This is a genomic window from Corynebacterium auriscanis, assembly GCF_030408435.1.
GTDB classification, from domain to species: Bacteria; Actinomycetota; Actinomycetes; order Mycobacteriales; family Mycobacteriaceae; genus Corynebacterium; species Corynebacterium auriscanis.
Window position 1 is genome coordinate 125807 of sequence record NZ_CP047046.1, and the last position, 22522, is coordinate 148328.

Sequence of the window (22522 nt, forward strand, 5' to 3'; positions counted from 1 at the left end):
ATCGGTATGGTTGAAATAGACCATTCGGTACGGAACGCGGGAATAACCCCAGCGCCACCATCGTTGCCCCGATTGGAAACGAAATGATGCCGTACAACGGCACCCGCGGAAAACTCCCTGTAGACCCAGAAAAGAGGACACCATGACCACCAGCATGAGGCCGGACCCGGACCGGCGCGTGGCGTCGGATAAAGAAAACCCCGGCGCCACCGGAACCGAGCCAGTCACCCAAACAACCACTCAAACAGCAACCCAAACAACCACTCAAACAGCAACCCAAACAACCACCCCGCCAACCGGTGAAGATCACCCCACGCCGCCGAAGCAGTCGAAGTGGTACTCCAACTTCGGCGCGCAGGTTATTGCGGGTCTGATTATCGGTTTGATCTTGGGCTTCGTTGCTCGTTCAATTGGTGCGGACGCCCCCGAGGCCGACGGCGAAGCAAGCAATTGGCTCGCGAGCCTGCTTGACGGCGTGGGTAGCGCATACGTCCAACTGCTCAAGGTGATGATCCCGCCACTTGTCATCACGGCTGTGATTACGAGTGTTGCTAACCTACGTAAGGTTGCGAATGCGGCACGCTTGGCGGCTTCCACCCTGTGGTGGTTCGCGATCACCGCTTTCTTCTCGGTATTGACCGGCATCGTTGTGGCACTGGTGATGCGCCCCGGTGTGGGCACTTCTATCAGTGCCGACGCCGCGAAGGAGCCCTCCACCCAGGGCAGCTGGTTGGGCTTTATCCAGTCTGTCGTCCCCAGCAACATCATGGGATTGGGTGCCAAGGTGTCCGAGACGGCCTCGGGCGCCCTCGGAGTGTCGTTGAGCTTCAATGTGCTGCAGTTGCTGGTGATCTCTATCGCCATTGGTGTGGCAGCCGTGCAGACTGGCGAGAAGGCAGAGCCGTTCCTCGGCTTCATGGAGTCCTTGTTGAGCATCGTGCAGAAGGTCCTGTGGTGGATCATCCGCCTGGCACCCATCGGCACCGCGGCGTTGATTGGCACGGCTGTAGCTACCTACGGCTGGGGCGCGCTGGGCGCGTTGGGTAAGTTCGTACTGGCCATCTACGTGGGCCTCGCCATCGTTGCCTTGGTGATTTACCCCACCGTCCTGGCGCTCAATGGCATCTCCCCGCGTGAGTTCTACCGTCGCGTGTGGCCAGTAATGTCGCTCGGTTTCGTCACCCGTTCGTCCATGGGCGTGATGCCCGTGACCGAGCAGATTACTGAGCGCAATATGGGCGTGGCCCGCGAGTACGCATCCTTTGCCATCCCGCTGGGCGCCACCACCAAGATGGACGGTTGCGCCGCGGTTTATCCTGCCGTGGCCGCCATATTCGTGGCTCAGTTCTACGGGATTGACCTGCACTTGCAGCACTACCTGCTGATCGTGCTGGTCTCTGTGTTAGGGTCTGCAGCTACTGCCGGTACCACGGGCGCGACAGTTATGTTGACGCTGACCTTGTCCACCCTGGGCCTGCCATTAGCAGGTGTTGGTCTGCTGCTGGCTATCGAGCCGATTGTCGATATGGGCCGCACCGCAGTGAATGTTACGGGACAGTCGCTTTCTGCCCTCGTGGTAGCGAAGCGCTCCGGCATCTGGGACCGTGAGGTTTGGGACGATGCGGAGCGTAGGGGCTTTGATTTGGCTGCAGCGAAGTAGGCCTGTCCCTCCGCTCGCAGTATGGGGGCGCGAAGGCTGCAGCCGGGTTAGCGCCGGGAAACCGGGCAGGGGTCGGGGCTAATTAACTCCGTAGGAATCCAGAATCTTCTGCGGGGTTCCGTCCTTCGGGTAGTTCAGCTCCATGACCACACCACGTGCAGGGTTGATGACCAACAATCCCTTTTCTAAGCTGCTCTTGCCGTAGGCAATGAAGCTGTCATTGGAATCCTTGACGATGTGGAAGTTCTTGACCTTAGCTGCCTTAATCCTGTTACTGGCGTAAGACTTGCTGGTCAGGTAAGTCACGCTGCTATATGGGCTGGGGGAGCTTTTGCCCATGCTGCAACGCGTGCCTTCGGCGTTACCGTCGGAAACCCTGCCGCCGCGGCCGTAGTGGTAGATCTCGAAGGAGCCGTTACGGCAGTTTTGAACCATGGTGGAAGTATCAAACGGTAGACCAGAGCGGTATTGGGCTGGCAATGTATCGTCCCCGCCCCACTTCTTTGGATCGTTTGGAGCCGCAGCTACCGAAGGATCAGTGGAACTGGACGGTGTGCTTTCAGAAGCTGAGTTCTCGCTAGACTCCTCGCTGGCAGAGCTGGCAGAGCTGGCAGAGCTGGCAGAGCTGGATTCAGCGGCCCCAGATGATGGGTTGTCGGAAGGTGGCGCTTCTGAGGAAGAGGAGCTGCTGGCTGCCTTGTTATCGGTTTCGGCATCGTCCTTATTTGCGAACAGGAAGTACGCGCCCACTGCCAGGATGACCGCCAGTAATATTCCCAAGATGATGGGCAAGGCCTTGTCGCCACCTCCGCTGTTTCCACCGTGGTGGCTTGACGGAATGTGCCCATTGCCGTCGGGTTGGTTGGAAACAAAGTACGGGTTGCCCAACCCATTGTTCTGCCCAAAGCCGTGCCCGGGCTGTGGTGGCTGGCCGGAACCAGCTTGACCACCGTGGCCGGGGTTGCCTTGAGCCCCGAAAACATGGGTCTGGTCGTTGTTTGGATTGTGGCCGCCGGGAACGTTACCGGCGGAGTAGTTGCCCGAGTTGTGTGGGCCATGTGGATTGCTTCCATAGGGATTCTGGTTGTTCATCGGGTTTTCCCTCTCACGTCGTTGTGTAGTTGGACTGTCCTGTTCCTGGACTTTGGTTAGGTGTCTGTACGTTGCCCAAACGTTCCCGTGGGATCGCAAAATTTTTTGTGCTCCGCCGATCGGGGGCGCTCCCGCACGGTGGTTGGTGAGGGGTCGATCCAAACCGGAATAGCTGATCTGATGATATGACCAGATGTGCAGCTAACGCGGGGTGAGCACAAAGAATTTACTTTCCGTTAACTTAAGACTGGTGTGCAAAAATGAACAGCTTGGTCTATTCTGTTGTGAACCGCTCGGTCTACAGTTGCAACGATTTTCCAAGGAGAACCCATGAGTCACCAGCACCAATCAGGTTTTGATACCAGCGCCATCCACGCGGGATACGAACCAGATGGCCACATGGGATCCATCAATGTACCTATTTATGCCTCCACAACTTTCGCGCAAAACGCTCCGAACGATCTGCGGGGTGGGTTCGAATACGGGCGCGTAGCCAATCCGACCGTCACGTCCTTGGCTAATACCATCGCAGCGCTGGAAGGCGCCAGCCATGGCAAAGTTTTCGCTTCCGGCATGGCGGCGACCGATCTTTTGCTGCGTGCCATTTTGCGCCCAGGTGATCACTTGGTGATGGGCCACGATGCTTACGGTGGAACCTACCGCCTGATCAGCACTGTGTTTGTGGAATGGGGCGTGGAGTTTTCGGTTGTCGATACCACCAAGCCCGATGAGGTTGCCGCCGCCTTGCAGCCCAATACCAAGCTGGTGTGGTTGGAGACCCCCACCAATCCGCTGCTGGCCGTCACCGATATCTCGGCCGTCGCCGGTGTTGTTCGTGCGCACGAATCCACTCCGCGTCTGATCGTGGACAATACCTTCGCCTCCCCATACCTCCAGCGGCCTTTGGACTTGGGAGCGGACGTAGTTCTTTACTCTACGACCAAGTACTTCGGTGGACACTCGGATGTCATTGGTGGCGCCGTGGTCTCCAACGATGCACAGCTGGACGAGGCACTTGACTTCCTGCTCGGTGGGGTTGGGCCCACTGCTTCACCATTCGACGCCTACCTGGTCGCCCGCGGCATAAAGACCCTTGGGGTGCGGATGGATCGGCACTGTTCGAACGCGCAGACCGTGGCGGAGTTTTTAGAGCAACGCCCTGAGGTGACTGAAGTCCTGTATCCCGGCCTGAAGTCCCACCCAGGCCACGAGGTGGCTGCACGTCAGGGCACGGGCAAGGGCTTTGGGGGAATGATTTCTCTCCGATTCGGCTCGGAGGAAAAGGCGCTGGCATTCTGCCAGGCCACAAGGCTCATCTGTCTGGCCGAATCCCTCGGTGGCGTGGAAAGCCTGCTGGAGCATCCCCCCACTATGACGCACCAATCGGTCGCGGGTTCTCAGCTGGAGGTGCCCCGCGACTTGGTGCGAATCTCCGTCGGCATTGAAAACGTGGAGGACCTCCTGGCGGATGTGGAGCAGGCCCTAGAGCGGATTTAGCTGGAGCGGACCCAACTGGAACGCATCTAATTGGAGCGGGCTCACCTGGGCTGGATCTGACTGGAACGCATCTAATTGGAGCGAGCTTAACTGGGCCGGATCTCATTCGCGCAGACCCAACTGGAGCGAACTCAACTCCTCGCGCGCGGTGGGTCGCCGCAGCAAACCCCGCAAGGGGGCTTGCTGCGCTGACATTAGATATCCAGGTACTCGGTTTCTGGGTTATCCAGTGCCCGCTCGGTAGCTGCGATGAATGGTGCGGGGACCGTTTTAGTTCGGCGGAAGGCGGCTTCCTGCAGCTTTTCAAGATCCGCGAATACCTCTAACTCGTGGTACGCGGCTAGCTCATCGCGAATGATGGAAGCGTGGGTTCCCCCCTCCGGCGCTGCTTCGGAGCCCTCTGTGTGCACGTGGAGGGAGTTGCCGGAACCATCAGCGCTTCCCGCCGTCTCCGTCGCCGCGGAATCCGCGCGGTGATCGACCACCTCTCCGAAGCCCTTGCGGGATTCCTTGTCCGAATTTTCCATGGAACCGTCGTTGGACTTATCGCCAGGCGCCACACTGCCGTCCCCGCGGAACGACCGGCCGCGATCGTTGGTGCCATTCACCAGGTCGCTGATGATCCGGTTAGCGCTATTCGCCAAATAGCTGAGGTCCACATCGACTTGTGGGCGGTAGGGGCTGCGCCCATCGCGACCGGTGGCTTTGTCGAAGGAGCGGAAGGCTAGGTCGATGAGGTCATTGGGGAACAGGTCCGTGCCCCGTGTGCCCCCAGCGGAAGGTGAGGTGGGGGAGCCCGAGGGGGCGTCGTTACCCCACGAGCCGGCAGCCTTACGGCCAGCATTCGGCCCCGCCGTGCCCGCACCGCGTGCCACGGCCACGAAATCGGGGTGTTCGGACCGGACTACTGCCAGGTTGCCCTTGGGGGTGAGGTAGCTGGTCCATTCGATCCGCCGGCCGTCGTGGGATTGGGACAGGCGGGCTAGCTGGTGGCCGTGGAAGACCTTTCTTGTTTCGACGCCATCGGTGCGATCGACCACGTGAACCTCATGGAACCCGCGCTCTGCTACATCGTTATGCCGCAGGTATAGCTTCAACCCCTCGACGACAGCAGGAGAGAGGCCACCTGCGAGCTCTGCTGCGCGGTCTGCGAGGGGCAGGTCGCTATCGGAAATGTAAATGGTCTTGTTAGGCATACGTACAAGTATGCGTAGAAGTGGGATGGGTGGCAAGGGGGGAGCGAAATAATTTCGGCCCGGCGGGCTGGGGGTGAGCGGGTGGAGGAGCAGGGCGCCGAAAGAATTGGGTGACCGGCCCGGCGGGTCCCGTGAGCGGGTGGAAGAGCAGAGCGCCGAAAGAATTGGGTGAACGGCCCAGCGGGCTGGAGTTGAACGGCCCAGCGGGCTGGAGTTGAACGGCCCAATAGGCTGGGGGTGAATCCGGCGAGGTTCTGTCTCAGTTGGTGCCTAGGATAAGTGGCATGAGTGTTACAGAGAATCTAAAAGATAACGCACGCACGCGCTTCGCCGTTGTGACCGGAGCTAGCGCGGGAATCGGTGAATCCACGGCTGAATTGCTGGCAAGGGATGGCTGGCGGGTAATTCTGGCTGCGCGCAGACAAGAGAAACTGCAGGAAGTCGCCCAGCGGATCAACGGCACTAATCCTGGTGGCGGAATTGTGCTGGCGCTCGATGTGACCGACAAGCAATCGATTGAGCGGTTCGCCCAGGATGTGCAGGACGTGGTTGCGCAGGTGCCGGGTGGTGCGCTGGAGCTGCTGGTGAACAATGCCGGTGGCGCGCGTGGGTTTGAACCGATTCTGGATACCGATCCGGAGGATTGGCGTTGGATGTTTGAGGCCAACGTGATGGGCACCTTAGAGGTTACTCGCGCTCTGTTTTCGCAGCTAGAGCGCGGTAAGGCCCCGCAAATTATCAACGTGGTTTCCGTGGCTGGGCGCGGTGCTTATCGCAACGGCGCGGGCTACAACGCGGCCAAGTTTGGCGAGACGGCCCTGACGGACGTGATGCGCATGGAATTCGCAGAGCACAACGTTCGGGTGTGCCAGGTGGATCCGGGGCGCGTGTCAACCGATTTCAGCGTCAATCGCTTTAAGGGCGATGTCGAACGGGCGGCCGAGGTCTACGCGGACAAGCTGAACCTCGTTGCCGCCGATATTGGCGAAACCATTCGGTGGATCGCTGACCGGCCGGCGCACATGGATGTGGAATCCATCATGATCCGTCCGCTGGATCAGGTGTAGCCGCCGCGCGACGAACGATAGCGGTATCCCAGATATAAACCACGCCGAGGATGCCCACGAGGATCAGGCCTGCGCCGACAACCCCGGGCCACTGCCAGTGGTGCCACGCGACGGCGCCGATCAAGGACCCAGCTGTGGCACCGAGGAAATAAATGAACATGTAAAGGGAATTCAACCGGGCCCGGGCGCCGGGGACGGTTGATGTGACGATAGCCATGCCCGTGACGTGCATCGATTGCAGTCCAAAGTCCACGAACAGGAACGCAACAATGACCGCCCACAGGTGGTGTGCACCGAAAATAGAGATGATCCACCCGATCACCAACGAGCCAAACGACAGGGCAGTGGCAAGTCCCGAACGGTTTTGATCACCCAGCTTCCCCACGGGGCGAGCTGCCAAGGCGCCCACCACACCGGCCAAACCAATCAGCCCGATCACACCCGTGGAAAGGAAGAACGGCTTGCCCGCCAGCAGCGCGGTCATGGTGGCCATCATCGCGGCAACGGAAGCGAACGCGAGGGCGCTTATCAGGGAGCGTGTGCGAACGCGCGGTTGGGTGAGGGCCAGTTCCAGCATGGAGGAATAAACCCTGCGTAGATCAATGGATTCCGTAGCCGAGTGGGGTTTGGTATCCGAGGGTAGCGAACGCCATAATGCGATTCCCACCAGCACTAATGCCAGGGTTAGTGTGGCGTAAGGTAAACGAATACCGGCGATTTGCCCCAGGATTCCCGAAACGGTTCGCGCCAAAAGAATGCCCGCCAATAGTCCGGAAAGCACGGTGCCCATGGCCTGGCCGGCTTGCCCCTCCGGGGCTAAATCGGCCGCATACGGGACTAGCACTTGGGCGGCGGTGCTGAATAAACCTGCGATCGCTAGACCTATGACCAAGACCCAGAAAGTGGGACTAATGGTGGCGAGGAAGTGCCCGGCCGCAGCGAGCCCAAGGAGGGTTAAAGCGAGGGTTTTGCGGTTGAATTTATCCCCGAGGGGCACCAACAGGATCAGACCTAGGGCATACATTCCCTGCAATACCGTCACTGTGGCGGCAGCCATGGAATCGGAAACCCCAAAAGTCGCGCTGAAATCGGCCAGCAGCGGTTGGTTAACATAATTGCCACCAGCGCACAGACCCGTAGCAATGGCCATGAGCAGTAAGGGCGTTGTCTGGGTTCTGGATTGCATGGGGTGACCTTATCGCAGCTCGTAAAAACAACGAGAGGGGCCCTGCAGCGTATGAACGCTACCGCCCCTCGTAGTACACGCTATTAATAGCATGCCGTTGTTTGGTTTTCCCACGTTGGATTAACCGAAGTCGGGAGCTTCCTCTAACCGCAGTTCCGAGTACCGCCCTTCCGGAACGGAGACCTTGTAGGTGGCACCCGTGGGTGCCCACTGCAGATCTTCCGTGCACTTCACGGGCTGCACATCGGCATCGAGGATCGTGAAGCCCCATACCAGGCGGCCCTGCTGGTGCGGCTGCAAGGTGTACGGCCCAACCGTTTCCGTCAACTTCCAAAAGGCCTGGTACACGTAATTGAATCCGTAGGCGCTGTTCAGAAGTTTGGCCAGTTCCCCATCCGGGGTGACCGTGGCAGATACTTCCGTGGTCTGCACGCGCTTGTTGGTGACCTTGTGGGTAACCGGAACGGCTTCTTCCGTGTTGTTTCCCACCGTGGCAGCATCCGTTTGCTTAAACCAACGATGCTGGGCCGAAACATACTTGGCGGCCGAACCGGGGGTCGCGCATTCCGTGTATGGCTTGAAATCCTCGTTCCAGCGCTGGGGAAGCTGGAACGCACCAGCGAAAGTACCGGGTGACGATGTTCCCGAGGGCTTGAGCGCAGGCGAATCCGTCACCGCGGGTGCCGTCGTATCGGCGGTAGTTCCGTTCGTACTCACCGCGGTCTCGGCCAGCGCGACAGGGGCATTCAGTGCTGTGGCGGTCCCCAGCACGACTGCACCTATACCGGTGGACATGACCGCCCAGGCATTTCGTCGTGGGGAGACAGAGGGGCGTCGAATAAAAGTAAACCGCATGGCTGTTATCCGAAGTTCTCGTTATCGCGGGTGGAGATCGCTACGTGGCGCTCGCGAGGAAGGGATGCGGTAAAGGTACTGCCGGTGCCCTGCCACGTGTGGTTGGTGCCACATACGGTGCGCTCACCTACGAAGTCAGAAACAACCCAACCGGCCTGCAGTACAGCGGTCTTGCCTGGCGCCAAGCTGTATGGGCCGATCGTCTCGCCAACCTCGTAGGTGGAGGAATCCGTGTAGGAGGAGGAGAAAGTGATCTTGATCAGGTCCAAGATTGGGAACTCGATGCCAGCGGAGACATTCCACGTCTTGGTCTTAGTTTCGGTAACCGATCGGGTGATTGGCAGTGGCTCGTCGTTGTAGTTGGAAACCGTCCAGGTGCCGGCCGAGCCGTCGAAGTAGGTCCGCTTGATCTTGATGGTCTGCCCGCGATCACCAGGGTTGGTGCAGGTTGCACCGATGGTGGTGGGGTTGGCCGTGCCCATGTTCTTCTGAGGAAGAGCAGCGGAAGCAGCTGGAGTGAAAACAGTGCCAGCGATGGATGCGGTCAGTGCAGCCGCCGATGCGGCCTTGAACAAAGATGCCTTGGAGAAGGTGGACTTGGACATGAGGGGTGCTCCTTTTTAGCGAGGTAGACAGGGAGAAACGTGTCAAACGTGAGGGGGTTTAACGATTGGACTGGGTGGGTACCGGCAAGGACCGGTACTCGTCAGGGGTGACATCCACTGTGCGGGTGGAACCGTCCTTGGCTGTCACCTTGGCTTCCGCCCAGAACCCGGAGGGGGCGCTGGCCTGCGGGTAGTTGCTGGTCAGGCTGTAGGTGCCGTCCTTCCCGCAGTGCAGCTCCCGGTAGTTGATCCGGGTCATGGTGGTTCCGTAGGTCACGCGAACGCGGTCGCCGGAATTCAAAGGAATGGGCTTCAGCGCGGTATTGACTGGCATGTAGGCGCGCTGCACTGTCCCAACGGATTGCAGCCAGCCCTCCGGTAGACGGCCGTTGTTGCCGCGCCAATTGAGGTAGCCGTTGAACTCTGCGCCCACGATGTGGTCCGTGACGGGGGTGAAGGTGTAGTCACCCTTCGACCAGTTCAGGAAGTCCTGGGAGTAACCGGGCTTGCGGAACGTGGGGCTCACCGAGGTGATATCTAGGGGAGTCCACGCGGTATCGGTCGCGGGAGTGCACTTATCGCCTTGCCTGGGCCACGAACTATCGCGTGCAGGGGGAATGGCCGGTTCCACAATCTGATCCTTCGCGGGATCCGCGACCTTTTCCAGCGATGGGCCCGAAACGCTGGTGTAGGTGCCGCCCGTGGGTTGGGAGTTGGCGCCCTTCGCGCGGGCGGGGATATGCATTGCCAAGTCAGACACACTGCCGTCTGGGCGGATCACGTAAGCGTAGGCGTAGCGTTCAGCGGGGGCTTGACCTCGGATGACGCCGGCCCCGGGTTCATTGACCACGTAGCCCTTTTGGCACGAGGTGAACATGGAGATGAAGTCCTTGAGAACCACACCATATTCGACTTTGAAAGACTCGCCCGGGCGCAGCGTGATGGGGCCGAAGGTTTCACCTTCCACCCAGCCGTTGGATAGCTTCAAGCCAATTTCGCTCTTCGCGGTGGTGTTCCAGTTGGAGGGCAGCTTGGCCTTCGAGTTCGCGTCGATCTCGTGGTTAGTGCCCGTTTCGACCTTCGCGGAGTACTTCACATCCTGGTTGGTGTTGTTTGTAAACTGCAGGCTGTCATCGTTGATGTAGTGGCGGGCAGTTTCACCGAAGTGCCAATCCGGGGTGATTTCCCCGGGCTTGCATGGCTTGTACAGTCCCGGCACGGGGTAGCCTTGTGGCATCGGTGGAATCTCTGCCTGCGCGGCTGGTGAGAGCACCGTGGCGGAGAGCAGGGAGCTGGAAACCACGGCGGCAGCAGCGACGGCAGCCCTGAATTTCTTAGGCTTACCCGAAGGTAATACACGGTTTTGGTTGAACATAAACAAACCTCTGAAGTGTTGGGGTGTTCCGCTAGGCTGGTGGTAATTGCCGTGTGAACAGTAGAGATCGTTGATTTACGCCAAGGCGCGAGGCTTCAGACTTTCTGTGGATTGTCGTACAACCCTCTTGATGGCACTGCTGATATTAAGGTTTACCCAGTGCCTCCGCAATATGAGCGGGGAAATTGTTTAACAAAATACACCCGCGGGGGTGGGGTGGTGCCCCCCGTGGGACCCCGCGGAGGAATTCTCGGCGTGTTTACTTGGCCGTCACTACCGAGTCAGCCGGTCCACCTAGCGTGGGGAATCGTTCTTCATTCAAGTTAAGTAACGCAATGACTTTCCCTAGGAGTGTTTTACGTTGAATTCCCCAGCTGACAAGGCGCAGCGCGAACTCACACGCCGCGGTTTCCTAAGAGTATCCGGCCTTACGGTCGCAGCCGCGGGTGCAGGATTCGTTGCACGTGGTACGGCAACAGCACAGTCCAGTTTTGGAGGCACATTCGGATCGTCCGCGGGAAGCTCCTTCGGAGCTCCCTTGCTGCCAAAGCGACCCGTGATTAGCCACGGTGTGGCGTCGGGTGAAATGACAAACAGCGGTGCAGTGATCTGGACCCGCGCCGATCGCCCCGCACGAATGGTGGTGGAAGCGGCGACGAATGGCCGGTTCAAGAATGCGAAAACGTTCCGGGCACCGGTCCCGTTGACTCCCGCGACGGATGGCACGGGACGTGTGCGGTTGTCTGGCTTTCCGGCGGGGCGCGACATCCACTACCGAGTGTTCCTGGAGGACATGTACACGGGGATGCGCTCTGCGCCAGTAGCGGGAACGTTCCGGACCGTTCCGGTGACCGCACGGGATATCCGTTTCCTCTGGTCGGGAGATGTGGCCGGGCAGGGATACGGCATTAACCCAAAGATTGGCGGCATGGTCGGTTGGGCAACCATGGCCAAGCGCAACCCGCATTTCTTCCTGCACTCGGGCGATGTTGTGTATGCCGATGGGCCGATTGAGGAAAAGGTCACGTTGGAAGACGGGCGCGTGTGGCACAACCTGGTCAGCGAGGAAACGTCCAAGGTGGCCGAAACCCTGAAGGAATTCCGCGGGCGCTATGCCTACAACCTGCGCGATGAGCACTACCGCAATTTCAACGCGCACGTGCCACAGCTGGTGCAGTGGGATGACCACGAAACCACGAACAACTGGTATCCGGGGGAGATCCTGACAGACGATAAGTACATGGAAAAGCGCGTGGATGTGCTGTCGGCGCGTTCGATCCGGGCTTTCCACGAGTGGCAGCCGGTGGATACCAAAACGGCAGTGGATGGGCGCATTTACCGCAAGGTTTCCTACGGGCCGCTGCTGGAGGTGTTCATCCTGGATATGCGCAGCTACAAGGATGAAAACACAAAGCACACCAAGGACAACAAGGAAGCCGGTTGGATCTTGGGCGATAAACAGCGGCAGTGGCTGATCGACGGGGTGAAGAAGTCGAAGGCTACGTGGAAGATCATTGCCAATGACCTACCGATCGGCATTGTCGTTCCCGATGGGGAGACAGCGCAGGAGGGCGTGTCGTCCGGCACTCCGGGCAAGCCGGTGGGGCGGGAGCAGGAGATCGCCACGGTGCTGTCCGCGATCAAGAACGTGAAGAATGTGGTGTGGCTGACCGCGGATGTGCACTACTGCGCGGCGCACGAGTACCACCCGGACCGGGCGGCGTTCCAGGATTTCTCCCCGTTCTGGGAGTTCGTCTCTGGCCCGCTAAATGCTGGCGCGTTCGGGCCGAACAAGATGGATTCGACCTTTGGCCCGGAGGTCGTGTTCTCCCACACCCCGGATCAGCCGAACCGTTCCCCGCTGGATGATTACCAGCACTTTGGTGAGGTGGACATCGATGGCCAGTCCCGAGAGTTGACGGTGCGTTTGATCAGCACCCGCGGCCAGGTGCTGTACACGAAGACGTTGCCGGCGAAGTGCTAGCGTGCTCGGCCGGTTGCCTAGCTGAGCTGGACGGCGGTGCCGGTGGCGGTGACCATGATCATGCCGCCCTGGCCCAGGGATTCGCAGTCGACCTTCACACCTACTACACCGTTGGCACCCAACTGGATGGCACGGTCGACCATTTCGCGCAGGGCTTCCTCGCGCGCGTTGTTGATCTCGCCTTCGTAGCTGGAGGAGCGCCCACCCACGATGTTGCGGAATCCCGCTCCGATGTCCTTGAACATGTTGATGCCCACGACTGATTCGCCTGCAACGATGCGGATGTAGTTTTCGATCTTGTGGCCGTCAATGGTTCCGGTGGTACTGACAATCATCGCTGGTTCTCCTTGCTCTGAGTGGGGTGTGGCCTGCTGAGCTGGAGGTTCACTGTGGAACCCTCTCCTAGACTCTCTATTTTAGGTCAGGCGGGCACGGTGGGATCACCGTTCCACCAACTTTTTCATCTAAACACACCGACGCCACGCTGGCCCGACCAAAGGCTCTCAGTACCTTTTGGGGGCGAAGCGCTGGGCGGGGTGATGCAGGGGGGGGCAATAGCGGTGCTCGGTGGGGCGGAGACGAAGTTTGGAGGGGAAGGCTACCGGGACCGGGTTAGTCCCTACACCGAAGGGCTCTCTTCAGAAAGCGTCGATGCCTTTGGTTCTCTCCTCATGGCCGCGGTTTCAAAGAACATGAGCAGATCATTACCCATTGGCTGAGCAAGATCTAGCTTCATATTCACGATTGAAACTTCCTCGCCCTTATCGCCTCGAATGGTGGTGTCCACAGCATCGCGTGGTTTAACGGGCCCTACATAGAAGAATCCTGTTCCCTCGAAATCATCGTTCTTGACGAAAAGTTCTAAGTGCAGAGAACCGGAGGCAATCTCTTGTTCGAGGGCTGAACGGGCCAGCGAGCGCCGATTCTTGCTGAACCAATTCATCGTCTTGTTATTGAGGAACTCGTCTTCGTATTGTGTGGAGGCCGAAATCGTAGCGGTTTTCTGGTATGTGACAAAGATCGGGCATGTATTAGTATCTTCATCCTTCGAATAACCGTACATGGTGGAATACTCATTATTTGCCCAGTTCAGAAGACGGCATACATCTTTACGTGAATAGCGGCGCCCGATGAGGGGGCCATCTGCTTTGTTGTAGCGGTGCAGATTGAGGAACCGAGCCGTTTCGTTGATGTCGTCGATGTGCTTCCGAAAGTATCCATCTTCGTTGTAAGCACGCTGCAGCTCCGGGACAATTTTTAGAGTCCGGTTGTCATCCTCGCCCGAAGTTGAGACCAGGGAAATGTTACCCACGCTGTTGCGTTCTGTTTGTACGAAGAACTCGAGGGTCAATATCCGCTCGACCGTCCGTGGCGTGGTTTTGAAATATCCAAGTCCTTCTGATTCAAACAAATTGCGCATTTGAACGTAGGAAACGCTACCGTGTTGCAGCAGGTATTCGAACACGACATTTTCGTGGATACGCTTGCCATTGAGGAGCTCTTGGTCCAAGAATTGAAGCACGTTCCCTTGAAACTCCGTCAGTGATTGCTCTACCTTGATGGTTTTCTTGAGGAAGTTCCAATATCCCTTGCGGTTGGAACTACTTTTACCCTGCGAAAGGCTGAACGCAACAGGGTCGAGCGTGTCGAAGCGAGCGAAGTCGACCCGCCACGGCTGTTGACCCAGGCGGAATCGAAGATTTGTGTAATCTTCTTTTAGGCGCGCAATGCTATCGATCTTGGCTTTCGCTAAAGATTCGAAGATTCGTTCTTGAGCAATTTCATCGAAAGACACTGACGATGCGCCGGCTACCGGGGAACCCTTAGCTGCCTTGCGAGTCCTCTGAGCAACTTCGTCCTTATTCCCCGAACTTTTTCCAAACAGCGCAATCGGGATATGGAAGTTGCTTGCGTAGTTACCGATGAAGTCGAGCACTCGGAGGTGGTCTTTGCCCGCGAATTTTCGAAGACCGCGGCCCAACTGCTGAGTGAAGACGATGCTGGATTGAGTCTCGCGCATCATGACGACTTGATTAATGCAGGGAATGTCAATGCCTTCGTTGAAGATATCGACAGTGCTGATGTAGTCAAGTTCCCCAGCCTCCAGCTTCGCAACTGTCGCTTCACGAACTTCCATTGGATCATCACCTGTGAGAGTGGCGACTCGAAGAGGGGCTGAGTTCTGTTCGTCGTAGACAATTTGGCCACTCAGCCCGGTGGCTAACCAGTGAGCCTCTTTCTTAGAACTGCAGAAAATAAGGCCTCGTGCATCACGGACGTGTCCATATTTGCGCAGTGCGGTTACGACCTGATCGATGCGACCACTTTCTAGCCTCGCATTTTCGCCAGTTCGATCACCAATCGGACGTCCAGCGGTGTCCGATCCTTCATGGATACCGTAGTAGCTAAACGGCACCAGCATCTTGTTCTCGAGGGCCTCTTGCAGACGAATCTCGTATGCAATGTTGTGGTCGAACAGCTCAAAGATGTTAAAGCCGTCAGTGCGTTCTGGAGTGGCGGTAAGACCGATGAGATGCTTCGGGGTGAGATATTCCAGGATTTTCCGGTAAGTCACTGCGTCAGCGCGGTGAGACTCATCGATGATTACAACGTCAAAGTGGTCAGGGGAGAATACCCTCATATTCTCGTCGCGGGACAATGTCTGGACAGTTGAAAATACAAATGGAGCTTCGAGATCTCGGTCCAGGCCTACGTATTTGCCGAATGCCTCATCGTCTTTTTCGAAGACGCGTTTAAACTCCTCAATGGCCTTGTTGAGAATCTGTTCGCGGTGAACGACGAAAAGCATTCGTTCGGGCTTCACGGCTCGTGCCGCTAATGCAGCGAGAATCGTTTTGCCCGTACCCGTTGCCGAAATGATGATGGCTCGGGATTCACCTTTCCGCCAGAGGGAAGCGAGGTTCTCCAACGCTTGGCGCTGCATTTTGTTCGGATAGATATTCCCAACGGGCACAACTTGCTCAACGCCCGTGTCGACGAGCTCGGGATGCGGGCGAATCTTCCGGTGCTTTTCGTAGTGAGCGATCCACTCTCGAGTGAGCTGTTCTGAATCCTTCCGAAGACTTTCGATCGCACTGCGCAGTTGGGTGGTGATGTCACCATCTGGCAATGCAGAGAACTTCATGTTCCATTCAGCGTTCTGTGTGAGGGCGAAGTTCGTCAGGTTTGAACTACCAATGATGGCTGTCGTGGAATCATCGGATTCAAAGATGTAGCCCTTCGAATGAAACGCATCGATGGTGTCTTTCAACACCCGGACCTCGATATTTTCGAGAAGGAGCAACTCTTCGAACATGGCCGGTTCATTGAAGTCTAGGTACGTAGAGGTGTAGATAACTCCTTTACCCTTGAAATCAAGAAGATGCTGTTTGAGCAGCGCGAGCGCGGAGGTCGTGACAAAAGCGACCGAGAAGTAGAAAGAATCGCAGCGCTTTAGCTCTTTGATGATTGCCGCGAGCATGGTTCGCTCGTCGTTGTTGCTAATCAACTCGGGGTGGTAACAAGCGGGCGTTATGGAATTCGAATCGAGGAAACCGTAACGGACGGCCTTTTCCACGAACTCTGGGGAGAATGTTGGTTCGGACTGGTGCAGTGGTAATTGCATCAAAGTAGTCCCGATTCCAAGAGTGCTACCGCTGGCAGGTCCGCTGGTGCCCATTCCACGGATCGGAGTTCGGATGGGGTAAGCCAGCGCATTTCTTCGTGTTCCGCCAGGATTGGGTCGGTTTCGCCCAATTCACAGATGTAGGTGGAAAGCACCACGGTTCCAAAGTCGTATTCATGCGCGGTGGTATCCAGGTGATCTCCAACCGTGGCTCTGCAGTTAAGTTCTTCATCGAGCTCGCGTCGCAGCGCCTGTTCTGGAGATTCGCCTTCTTCGATCTTGCCTCCGGGAAATTCCCAATAACCAGGTAGCGACATCGTTTCGCCTCGTTTGCAGGCGAGAATCTTTCCGTCTTGTACAAATACTGCGCCCACGACCTCAATTCGCTTGGACAACGGATAGCCCTTCTGTGATGTTTGTGATCCTAAAACGTGACCCATAGGGGAGGTCAGCTTCAGACTTAATCCGGTGTAGTCCAGGTAAATTCTAATGCGATTCCAGGACATGTACCGGGGATGTTCGATTTATCGCCTGTTCACCGCGTTGCATCGAGGCTCTCAGTCGATCCCCATCCACCCAATGAAAAGGGACGCCGCCCAAAGGCAGCGTCCTCATCGCATCTTCTGTGGATAACTAGCCCTACCGTGGCGGTTCAACCGGTGCCGGGACTGGCGCCGGGGCTCCTGGCGCCCCTGGATTTTGCTCCTCAGCGGGCGGCACTGCCGGGGCCACCGGCGCCGCTGGCGGCACCTCGGCCGGTGGCTCCTTCGCATTCGGCAACGCTGGTTGCCCCGGAATCGATGGCGCACCCGGCTGGCCCGGCACTGCGGGTATACCTGAGCCCGGCTGGCCCGGCGCTGGCGCACCCGGCGATGGAAGCGGCGAACCGTTTTCATCCACGGGCTGCTCCGGTTCCTCCAAGCTGATATCCATCCGCGGAATCTTGTGGTTCGGATCGAACATCTGCGCTTCCATCTCCCCGGCCAGGGTTTCCGCAAACACATTCGTGAAGTGGTGCGCATCGCGGTAGGCCGCCATGTTGCCGATAATCGCTGGGCACCAGCCCTCACGGCAGATCGCGGCGGTCAGGTCCATCAGCTTCACATTCAAGCCCTGGTAGGCCTTGATGGAAGGATCCTCCGGCAGCAATGATTCATTAACGGGAGTGCCACACGCCCGGTTGATGGCCAGCACCTCATCGAACGTGGGGTGTTCGGGATCCGCCACGCCGGAGAATCCCTCGGCGCCCGGGCCGTTCCAATTGCCTTCCATCATGCCCACCACGCATTGGCGCATATCCAGCGGGCCGCTGCCATCGGTGCGCATGTGCCACGGGTTGTCGCGGATCAGCCACGTCTTAATGCCCGCTTCGTGCCACGTCCGGACAGTATCCACGTACTCCGGCGGAATAACTTCCGGACCGTTGCCCTGAATATCGGATGGCCGCGTTCCCGGCATGAAGATGCCTTCTGTGGGCGGGTTCTTCGCAATGTAGTCCATGGTCGTCTTGGACCACTCGCGGCAGCTGGGATAATCCTGCCCGTTGTACAGAGTGATGTTCGCGTTGATGGGGCAACCCATCTTCAGCAGCGGGATCACCTTAATGCCCTGGCGCTTACCCACGATGTCCAGTGCGGGCATGTAGTGCTCCGTGTGGGAACCACCGACGGCGTAAAGGGTCCGCTTGGAATTCACATCGCCGTACGCGCACTGCTCCTGCGAGCGGTTGTAATTCTTCGTCAGCACCAGTACCGCAGGCTCAAATCCGATCTGGCATCCATCAGGCTGTGTGGGTGGCAGCAACTTATGGAAATCCTCCAGCGGAGGAACGATCGTTTTTCCCTCCGGGGTGGGCGCGTTATTAATGAAGCTCAACGCGCCGGGGTATTCCGCCCTGTCACTGGAGGCCTCCAGCAGCTGGTCCGTTCCCGCGCTCAACCGTTTTTCCAAAATGGGTGGCGACGCCACCACGGCCCCCGCAACCACAATAATCACTAGGGCGTAAACGGTCTTTGGCCACACTTTTAAGGAGTTCCCCACGTAGCTGGGGGACGTCAGCACCCAACTGCGTGCTGGCTTCTTGGCCTGGCGCAGCGGCTTTTCCACCAGCATCTTGGTCAGCCATGCCAGCACCAAGCTGGCGGCAATCACGCCCAGGCCCAGTGCCCAGGAGACCTTCGGCTGACCGGACCAGTTGAGTGCGAGCACCAGCAGCGGCCAGTGCCACAGGTACAGCGAGTAGGAAATACCGCCCAGTTCCACCATGGGGCGGGATTCCATTACGCGGGTCACGCCTACCGGCTGGCCGGATGAACCGGCTATGACCACCAACACAGCACCCGACAGCGGCACCAGCGTCCACGCGCCGGGGAACTGGTCCGAACCGTTCAGGAACACACCGGTGAGAGCGATCAGCAAAATACCGACCACGCCCAGGATCCGGCGCGCCCACGGCCCCAGCGGTCGCATCGCCGGGTTACCCTGCTTATCCCGCTTCAGCAGGATCATGCCGACCAATCCGCCCAGGCCGATCTCCCAGAAACGACTGAAGGTGGAGTAGTAATTCAGGGCCTGATCCTGGCCGTGCTGCCATGTCGCATACGCGAAACTCAGGATCGTCGCGGCACTGAGGATAACAACGAGGACGGGCCGCGCGAGGCGTCGAAATATAAAGGCAATAACCACAATGGCCAGCAAGGAAGCCAGGTAAATCTGCAGCTGAGCAGACATAGACCACAGGTGCTGGAACGGGCTGACCGTGGTTTGAATGGCCACGTAATCACGGCCGGAAAAAGCCAGCTGCCAGTTAATGAAGTAACCCAGCGCGGCCACGGCATCCTTGGCCATCTGCACCCAGACCAGCTTGTTCATGGTCAAGATGGCGGCCACCAACGTGGCGGCCACAACGATCGCCAACGGAGGGAATAATCGCCTGATGATGCGGATAACCGACTGCACGATCGTCAACCCCTTGGGGTTTCGAGCGTTGCTTAGTTGGCTTCCGAAAAAGAAAATTCCGCCGAGGAGTAGGAATACGTCCACGCCCGAGGAAACTTTCCCGACGAAAACGTGGAACACCACGACGAGGGCAATCGCGAATCCGCGAAGCCCCTCAATATCTTGTCTAAAACGTCCCGCTGCGCTGGCCATAACGAGACCAGCTTAGGCAGGTAGCTGGAAACAGTCGAATAGGACACTCCGGAACCACCGTTAACGATTCGATACCTATCGACAATGGTTTCGGCACAGGTCGGGGGCAAACTGGGCACAATGGGAGATTATGACGACCGTACTGATTGTCCACCACAGCCCCTCGCCGGTGACGGCGGCACTTTCATCTTTCATTCTTGATGCCGCGCGCTCCGCAGCTACCGAAGCTAACCAATCCCTCGGTTTGGAGGGGGACGGTGCGGTAAAGGTCCTGGAGCGGCATCCGCTGGATCCAGAGCTATCGGCCGATCAGCTGGCCGAGGAGTTGATCGGTGCGGATGCCGTGCTTTTCGGGACCACCGCGAACTTCGGATATATCTCGGGCGCCCTGAAACACTATTTCGATTCCACGTATATGGCCGCGCGTGAAAAGACCGTGGGTAAGCCCGTGAGCTGGTGGATCCGCGGCGGGTACGATACGACCGGCGCAGCCAAGGCGATGCGTGCGCTAACCACCGGATTTGAGATGCGCGTGGCCGCGGAACCCGTGGAGTTCACGGGTGAGTGGAAACCCCAGCAAGGTGTCCTGCGCACGATGGCGCAGGCGCTGGTGGGGGAGGCGTTGGGGCTGGGTTAGGGGATGATCCGCGGTGCCTCGTTGGTTCTCAACTTCTGAGCGAGCGCTAGCCTCGTCAGCGCCGGTTCCGATCCCCTATGCTGGCGCCGGTTGGGGGTCACCGCATTAGAGACGGTCGGACGCTGCATACGCAGCGCCCGCGCTGGCCGCAGTTACGGCCAACACGGCTGGCCAGGAGCCGATCTTCTTCGCCAGAGGATGGGAAAGACCGAAGGCTCCGATGTAACCCGCGGTTAGCGCGCCGGCCACTGGGGCACCGGCCTTGGCATTCCACGAGCGTGCGGCGTATGCGCCGGCAGCTGCCAAGATCACACCGCCCAAGGGGCGGATGCCCGTTTCGCGAGCTGTCAGCCATCCACCGATAAGACCGGTGGTGACAATTGCTGCGGTGTTAACGTCTTTTGCCTTCTTCAGAGTGAAATCCATGCCCCATACACTACGCGCATGTGCGAGGGCATTCCCATATAAACGTGGGCCCTGACACTAGGTCGTCATCGCATCACTGCACATTCGGCATTCCTATACCTACGCGTGGCCCGGCTCCCGTACTCGACGGCCCTCAGTGTGGGTGAGCGTGTTGGTCCTCATGTTGGTTGAGCAGAATGAGATGACGTTGGCGGGTTGGGGTGGTGTCGTTTCGTTCTGCTTTTCGAGCGTGTGGGTGGTCGTGTGGGTGAGCGTGTCGGCCGAGCGTGTGGGCGAGCATGTGAAGCCCGTGGTCTTCCTAGAGGTGCTGGGTAGGAGGAGGCAGACCACTGTAGGAGAGGAAAGGCCATGCGGACCCCGGCATTGCAGACCCAAGGAGCATTGCGCAAGCAGGTGCACACAGCCCGTAGGGGGTGGCGGGACCCTTCCGGAGCACGCAAAACAGCTGCTTAAAAACACGCAGTAATTAGCAGGAAATCCCAATGTGGGAACTCGCAACGGCCGGGAATGAAGTATGTAAGGTAGGGAACCGTAATGCGCGGTTCAGCAGTGAATCGAGATGCGAACTACCAAGTCCTGGAAATGATGTACAGATGGCAGATTCTCCCACCCACAATGCAAGCAGCCAGCGCCTGGATATGCAGAGCCAGTTTGCGCTTGGCCAAGGAGGACAGCCTGCCGGCAAGGTTTTGGCATCACGATTGACACGGTTGTGGGGGATCAACAAGCCCATCGTGGGAGCGCCAATGGCGGGGCGTTCGGATGGACATCTAGCTGCTGCGGTAAGTCGCGCAGGGGGATTGGGGATGTTCGGTGCGGGTGCGAAGAGCAGTTCCGGATGGATTAAGGAAAACGCGGACATTGCCCGCGAGGCTGGCCCGTTCGGCATCGGGCTGATGGTGTGGGCGCTAGAGGAAAACCCAGAACAATTTCAGGCGGTATTGGATGCGAAGCCCACGGCGGTTTCCCTAGGTTTCGGTGATGCCGCACCTTATGTCGAGCGCGCTCACCAAGCAGGAATTTCCGTGGTCGCTCCGGTGAATAGCCTCACGCAATTAAAGGCGGCGCTGGCAGCGGAAGTGGATGTGATCTGCGTGCAAGGTACTGACGCGGGTGGGCACACTGGTCGCATCGGGACCATGCCGCTGATGCAATTGGCACTCGGTTACTTAGAGGTTCACGCTCCTGGAATTCCTGTGTGCGTGGCCGGTGGGATCGGCTCCGGTCGTGGAGTGGCCGCGGCACTGGCGGCCGGTGCAGATGCAGCATGGGTAGGTACGGCATTGCTGGCCTCGCCGGAATCCGTGGGCTCGGAGGAACTGCGCGCGCTTGCCGTCAACAGCGGCAGTGGGCAGACCGTGTTGACCGATATCTATGACCGAGCTGAACAGCAAAAGTGGGATACCAAGACCTGGCCCACGCGTACGGTTCGCAATGCTTTCGTTGATGCGTACGCTCCCTTGAGTGACCGAGGTGAAGTCACCGATAAAGAACTGGTGGATGCGCGCAGCGAGGGTGGCGACTACGCCGCGGAGATGAAATTACATGCGGGGCAGGGCATCGGATTGTTGCGTGCTCAGGTTCCCGCGGGTGATGTGATTCAGAAACTCAACGACGAAGCGTGGGGTTTTTTGCACCGCTGGTAGCGCCCGAAGCGCGCGAACAACCCTAGATTCAGAAAAATTTTTACGGATTTTTCTTTGCTTTCGTTCGCACGGTGAAACTATCTGTGACCAGCGACGATCATGCGGCGTGTAGTCGTCGCCGACCGCGTTTACATGGTGTTTTCCTGCGTCGAACCTTTGCGGAAGCATCGACGCGCCTGTAAAAATGGTGACATGACTACTGCAATTCTTGCTGAAAGCACCCAACTACTTGCTGCCGACAATGGCGTTCCCGCGCTTGGTTTCTTGGGCTGGATCATCATTGGTGGCCTGGCCGGCTGGATTGGCTCCAAGATCATGGGCACCGATGCTCAAATGGGCATCCCAGCCAACATCATCGTCGGCATCGTCGGTGGTTTCCTGGGTGGTTGGCTCTTCACCCTCCTGGGCATCGATTCCGGTGGCTGGATCTTCAGCTTCATTACCTGCCTGATCGGCGCCTGCCTGCTGCTGTTCATTCTCAAGCTCATCACGGGCAAGAAGGGTCGTCAGTAAGACAACCC

Annotated in this window: 18 protein-coding genes; 7 read left to right on the forward strand and 11 right to left on the reverse strand. The window is 58.4% G+C overall.

Going from position 1 to position 22522, the window contains the following annotated elements; genetic code table 11:
* The first annotated feature begins 142 nt into the window (after positions 1-142).
* Positions 143-1660 carry a dicarboxylate/amino acid:cation symporter gene (locus tag CAURIC_RS00585; protein WP_265915215.1) on the forward strand — a complete coding sequence of 506 codons (1518 nt, stop codon included), beginning with the start codon at positions 143-145 and terminating at the stop codon, positions 1658-1660.
* 78 nt (positions 1661-1738) lie between these two features.
* On the opposite strand, the gene CAURIC_RS00590 is transcribed toward CAURIC_RS00585, so the two are convergent.
* The gene (locus CAURIC_RS00590) at positions 1739-2752 is read right to left on the reverse strand and encodes a hypothetical protein (protein WP_052095077.1); all 1014 of its coding nucleotides are present in this window, start codon (positions 2750-2752) and stop codon (positions 1739-1741) included.
* Between the two features lie 330 nt (positions 2753-3082).
* Between CAURIC_RS00590 and CAURIC_RS00595 the strand changes: the two genes are divergently transcribed.
* Positions 3083-4249: a cystathionine gamma-synthase gene (locus CAURIC_RS00595; RefSeq protein WP_035114936.1), complete on the forward strand. Its 1167-nt coding sequence runs from the start codon at positions 3083-3085 to the stop codon at positions 4247-4249.
* 194 nt (positions 4250-4443) lie between these two features.
* Here the strand turns inward: CAURIC_RS00595 and CAURIC_RS00600 are convergent, their stop codons facing one another.
* On the reverse strand, positions 4444-5445 hold the full coding sequence (locus tag CAURIC_RS00600) for an EXLDI protein (RefSeq protein WP_052095078.1): 1002 nt from the start codon (positions 5443-5445) through the stop codon (positions 4444-4446).
* 284 nt (positions 5446-5729) lie between these two features.
* Between CAURIC_RS00600 and CAURIC_RS00605 the strand changes: the two genes are divergently transcribed.
* Positions 5730-6512 (forward strand): SDR family oxidoreductase, encoded by a 783-nt coding sequence (locus tag CAURIC_RS00605; protein WP_052095079.1) that lies wholly within the window; start codon positions 5730-5732, stop codon positions 6510-6512.
* Here CAURIC_RS00605 and CAURIC_RS00610 read toward each other — a convergent pair.
* The 4 genes from CAURIC_RS00610 to CAURIC_RS00625 all read right to left on the reverse strand — a co-directional run bounded on the left by CAURIC_RS00610 (position 6484) and on the right by CAURIC_RS00625 (position 10533).
* A complete protein-coding gene (locus tag CAURIC_RS00610) occupies positions 6484-7698 on the reverse strand; it encodes an MFS transporter (RefSeq protein WP_290182940.1) in 1215 nt (404 codons plus the stop codon). The genes CAURIC_RS00605 and CAURIC_RS00610 overlap by 29 nt on opposite strands.
* Positions 7699-7818: 120 nt before the next feature.
* On the reverse strand, positions 7819-8553 hold the full coding sequence (locus CAURIC_RS00615; protein WP_235700790.1) for a hypothetical protein: 735 nt from the start codon (positions 8551-8553) through the stop codon (positions 7819-7821).
* A gap of 5 nt (positions 8554-8558) precedes the next feature.
* The gene (locus tag CAURIC_RS00620) at positions 8559-9158 is read right to left on the reverse strand and encodes a hypothetical protein (protein WP_052095082.1); all 600 of its coding nucleotides are present in this window, start codon (positions 9156-9158) and stop codon (positions 8559-8561) included.
* Positions 9159-9216: 58 nt separating this feature from the next.
* Complete coding sequence (locus CAURIC_RS00625; protein ID WP_410170353.1) at positions 9217-10533, reverse strand: hypothetical protein; 1317 nt, start codon at positions 10531-10533, stop codon at positions 9217-9219.
* Positions 10534-10894: 361 nt separating this feature from the next.
* Between CAURIC_RS00625 and CAURIC_RS00630 the strand changes: the two genes are divergently transcribed.
* Complete coding sequence (locus tag CAURIC_RS00630; protein ID WP_035114939.1) at positions 10895-12517, forward strand: alkaline phosphatase D family protein; 1623 nt, start codon at positions 10895-10897, stop codon at positions 12515-12517.
* Between the two features lie 17 nt (positions 12518-12534).
* On the opposite strand, the gene CAURIC_RS00635 is transcribed toward CAURIC_RS00630, so the two are convergent.
* The 4 genes from CAURIC_RS00635 to CAURIC_RS00650 form a co-directional block, all read right to left on the reverse strand.
* Positions 12535-12852 (reverse strand): YbjQ family protein, encoded by a 318-nt coding sequence (locus CAURIC_RS00635; RefSeq protein WP_035114941.1) that lies wholly within the window; start codon positions 12850-12852, stop codon positions 12535-12537.
* A 284-nt stretch (positions 12853-13136) separates the two neighbouring features.
* Positions 13137-16142 (reverse strand): DEAD/DEAH box helicase, encoded by a 3006-nt coding sequence (locus CAURIC_RS00640; protein ID WP_084588198.1) that lies wholly within the window; start codon positions 16140-16142, stop codon positions 13137-13139.
* Positions 16142-16537 (reverse strand): (deoxy)nucleoside triphosphate pyrophosphohydrolase, encoded by a 396-nt coding sequence (locus CAURIC_RS00645; protein WP_035114986.1) that lies wholly within the window; start codon positions 16535-16537, stop codon positions 16142-16144. Before CAURIC_RS00645 ends, CAURIC_RS00640 begins: the two co-directional genes overlap by 1 nt.
* A 244-nt stretch (positions 16538-16781) precedes the next feature.
* Positions 16782-19292 (reverse strand): acyltransferase family protein, encoded by a 2511-nt coding sequence (locus CAURIC_RS00650; protein WP_235700791.1) that lies wholly within the window; start codon positions 19290-19292, stop codon positions 16782-16784.
* 130 nt (positions 19293-19422) lie between these two features.
* Between CAURIC_RS00650 and CAURIC_RS00655 the strand changes: the two genes are divergently transcribed.
* Entirely contained in the window at positions 19423-19929 is a 507-nt protein-coding gene (locus CAURIC_RS00655) for a flavodoxin family protein (protein ID WP_290182947.1), read from the forward strand.
* Positions 19930-20034: 105 nt separating this feature from the next.
* On the opposite strand, the gene CAURIC_RS00660 is transcribed toward CAURIC_RS00655, so the two are convergent.
* A complete protein-coding gene (locus tag CAURIC_RS00660; protein ID WP_035114943.1) occupies positions 20035-20355 on the reverse strand; it encodes a hypothetical protein in 321 nt (106 codons plus the stop codon).
* 593 nt (positions 20356-20948) lie between these two features.
* On the opposite strand from CAURIC_RS00660, the gene CAURIC_RS00665 reads away from it, so the two are divergent.
* Together CAURIC_RS00665 and CAURIC_RS00670 are read left to right on the forward strand one after the other, a co-directional pair.
* A complete protein-coding gene (locus CAURIC_RS00665; protein WP_084588199.1) occupies positions 20949-22001 on the forward strand; it encodes an NAD(P)H-dependent flavin oxidoreductase in 1053 nt (350 codons plus the stop codon).
* Between the two features lie 192 nt (positions 22002-22193).
* Complete coding sequence (locus CAURIC_RS00670) at positions 22194-22514, forward strand: GlsB/YeaQ/YmgE family stress response membrane protein (RefSeq protein ID WP_290182949.1); 321 nt, start codon at positions 22194-22196, stop codon at positions 22512-22514.
* The last annotated feature ends 8 nt before the right edge of the window (positions 22515-22522 follow it).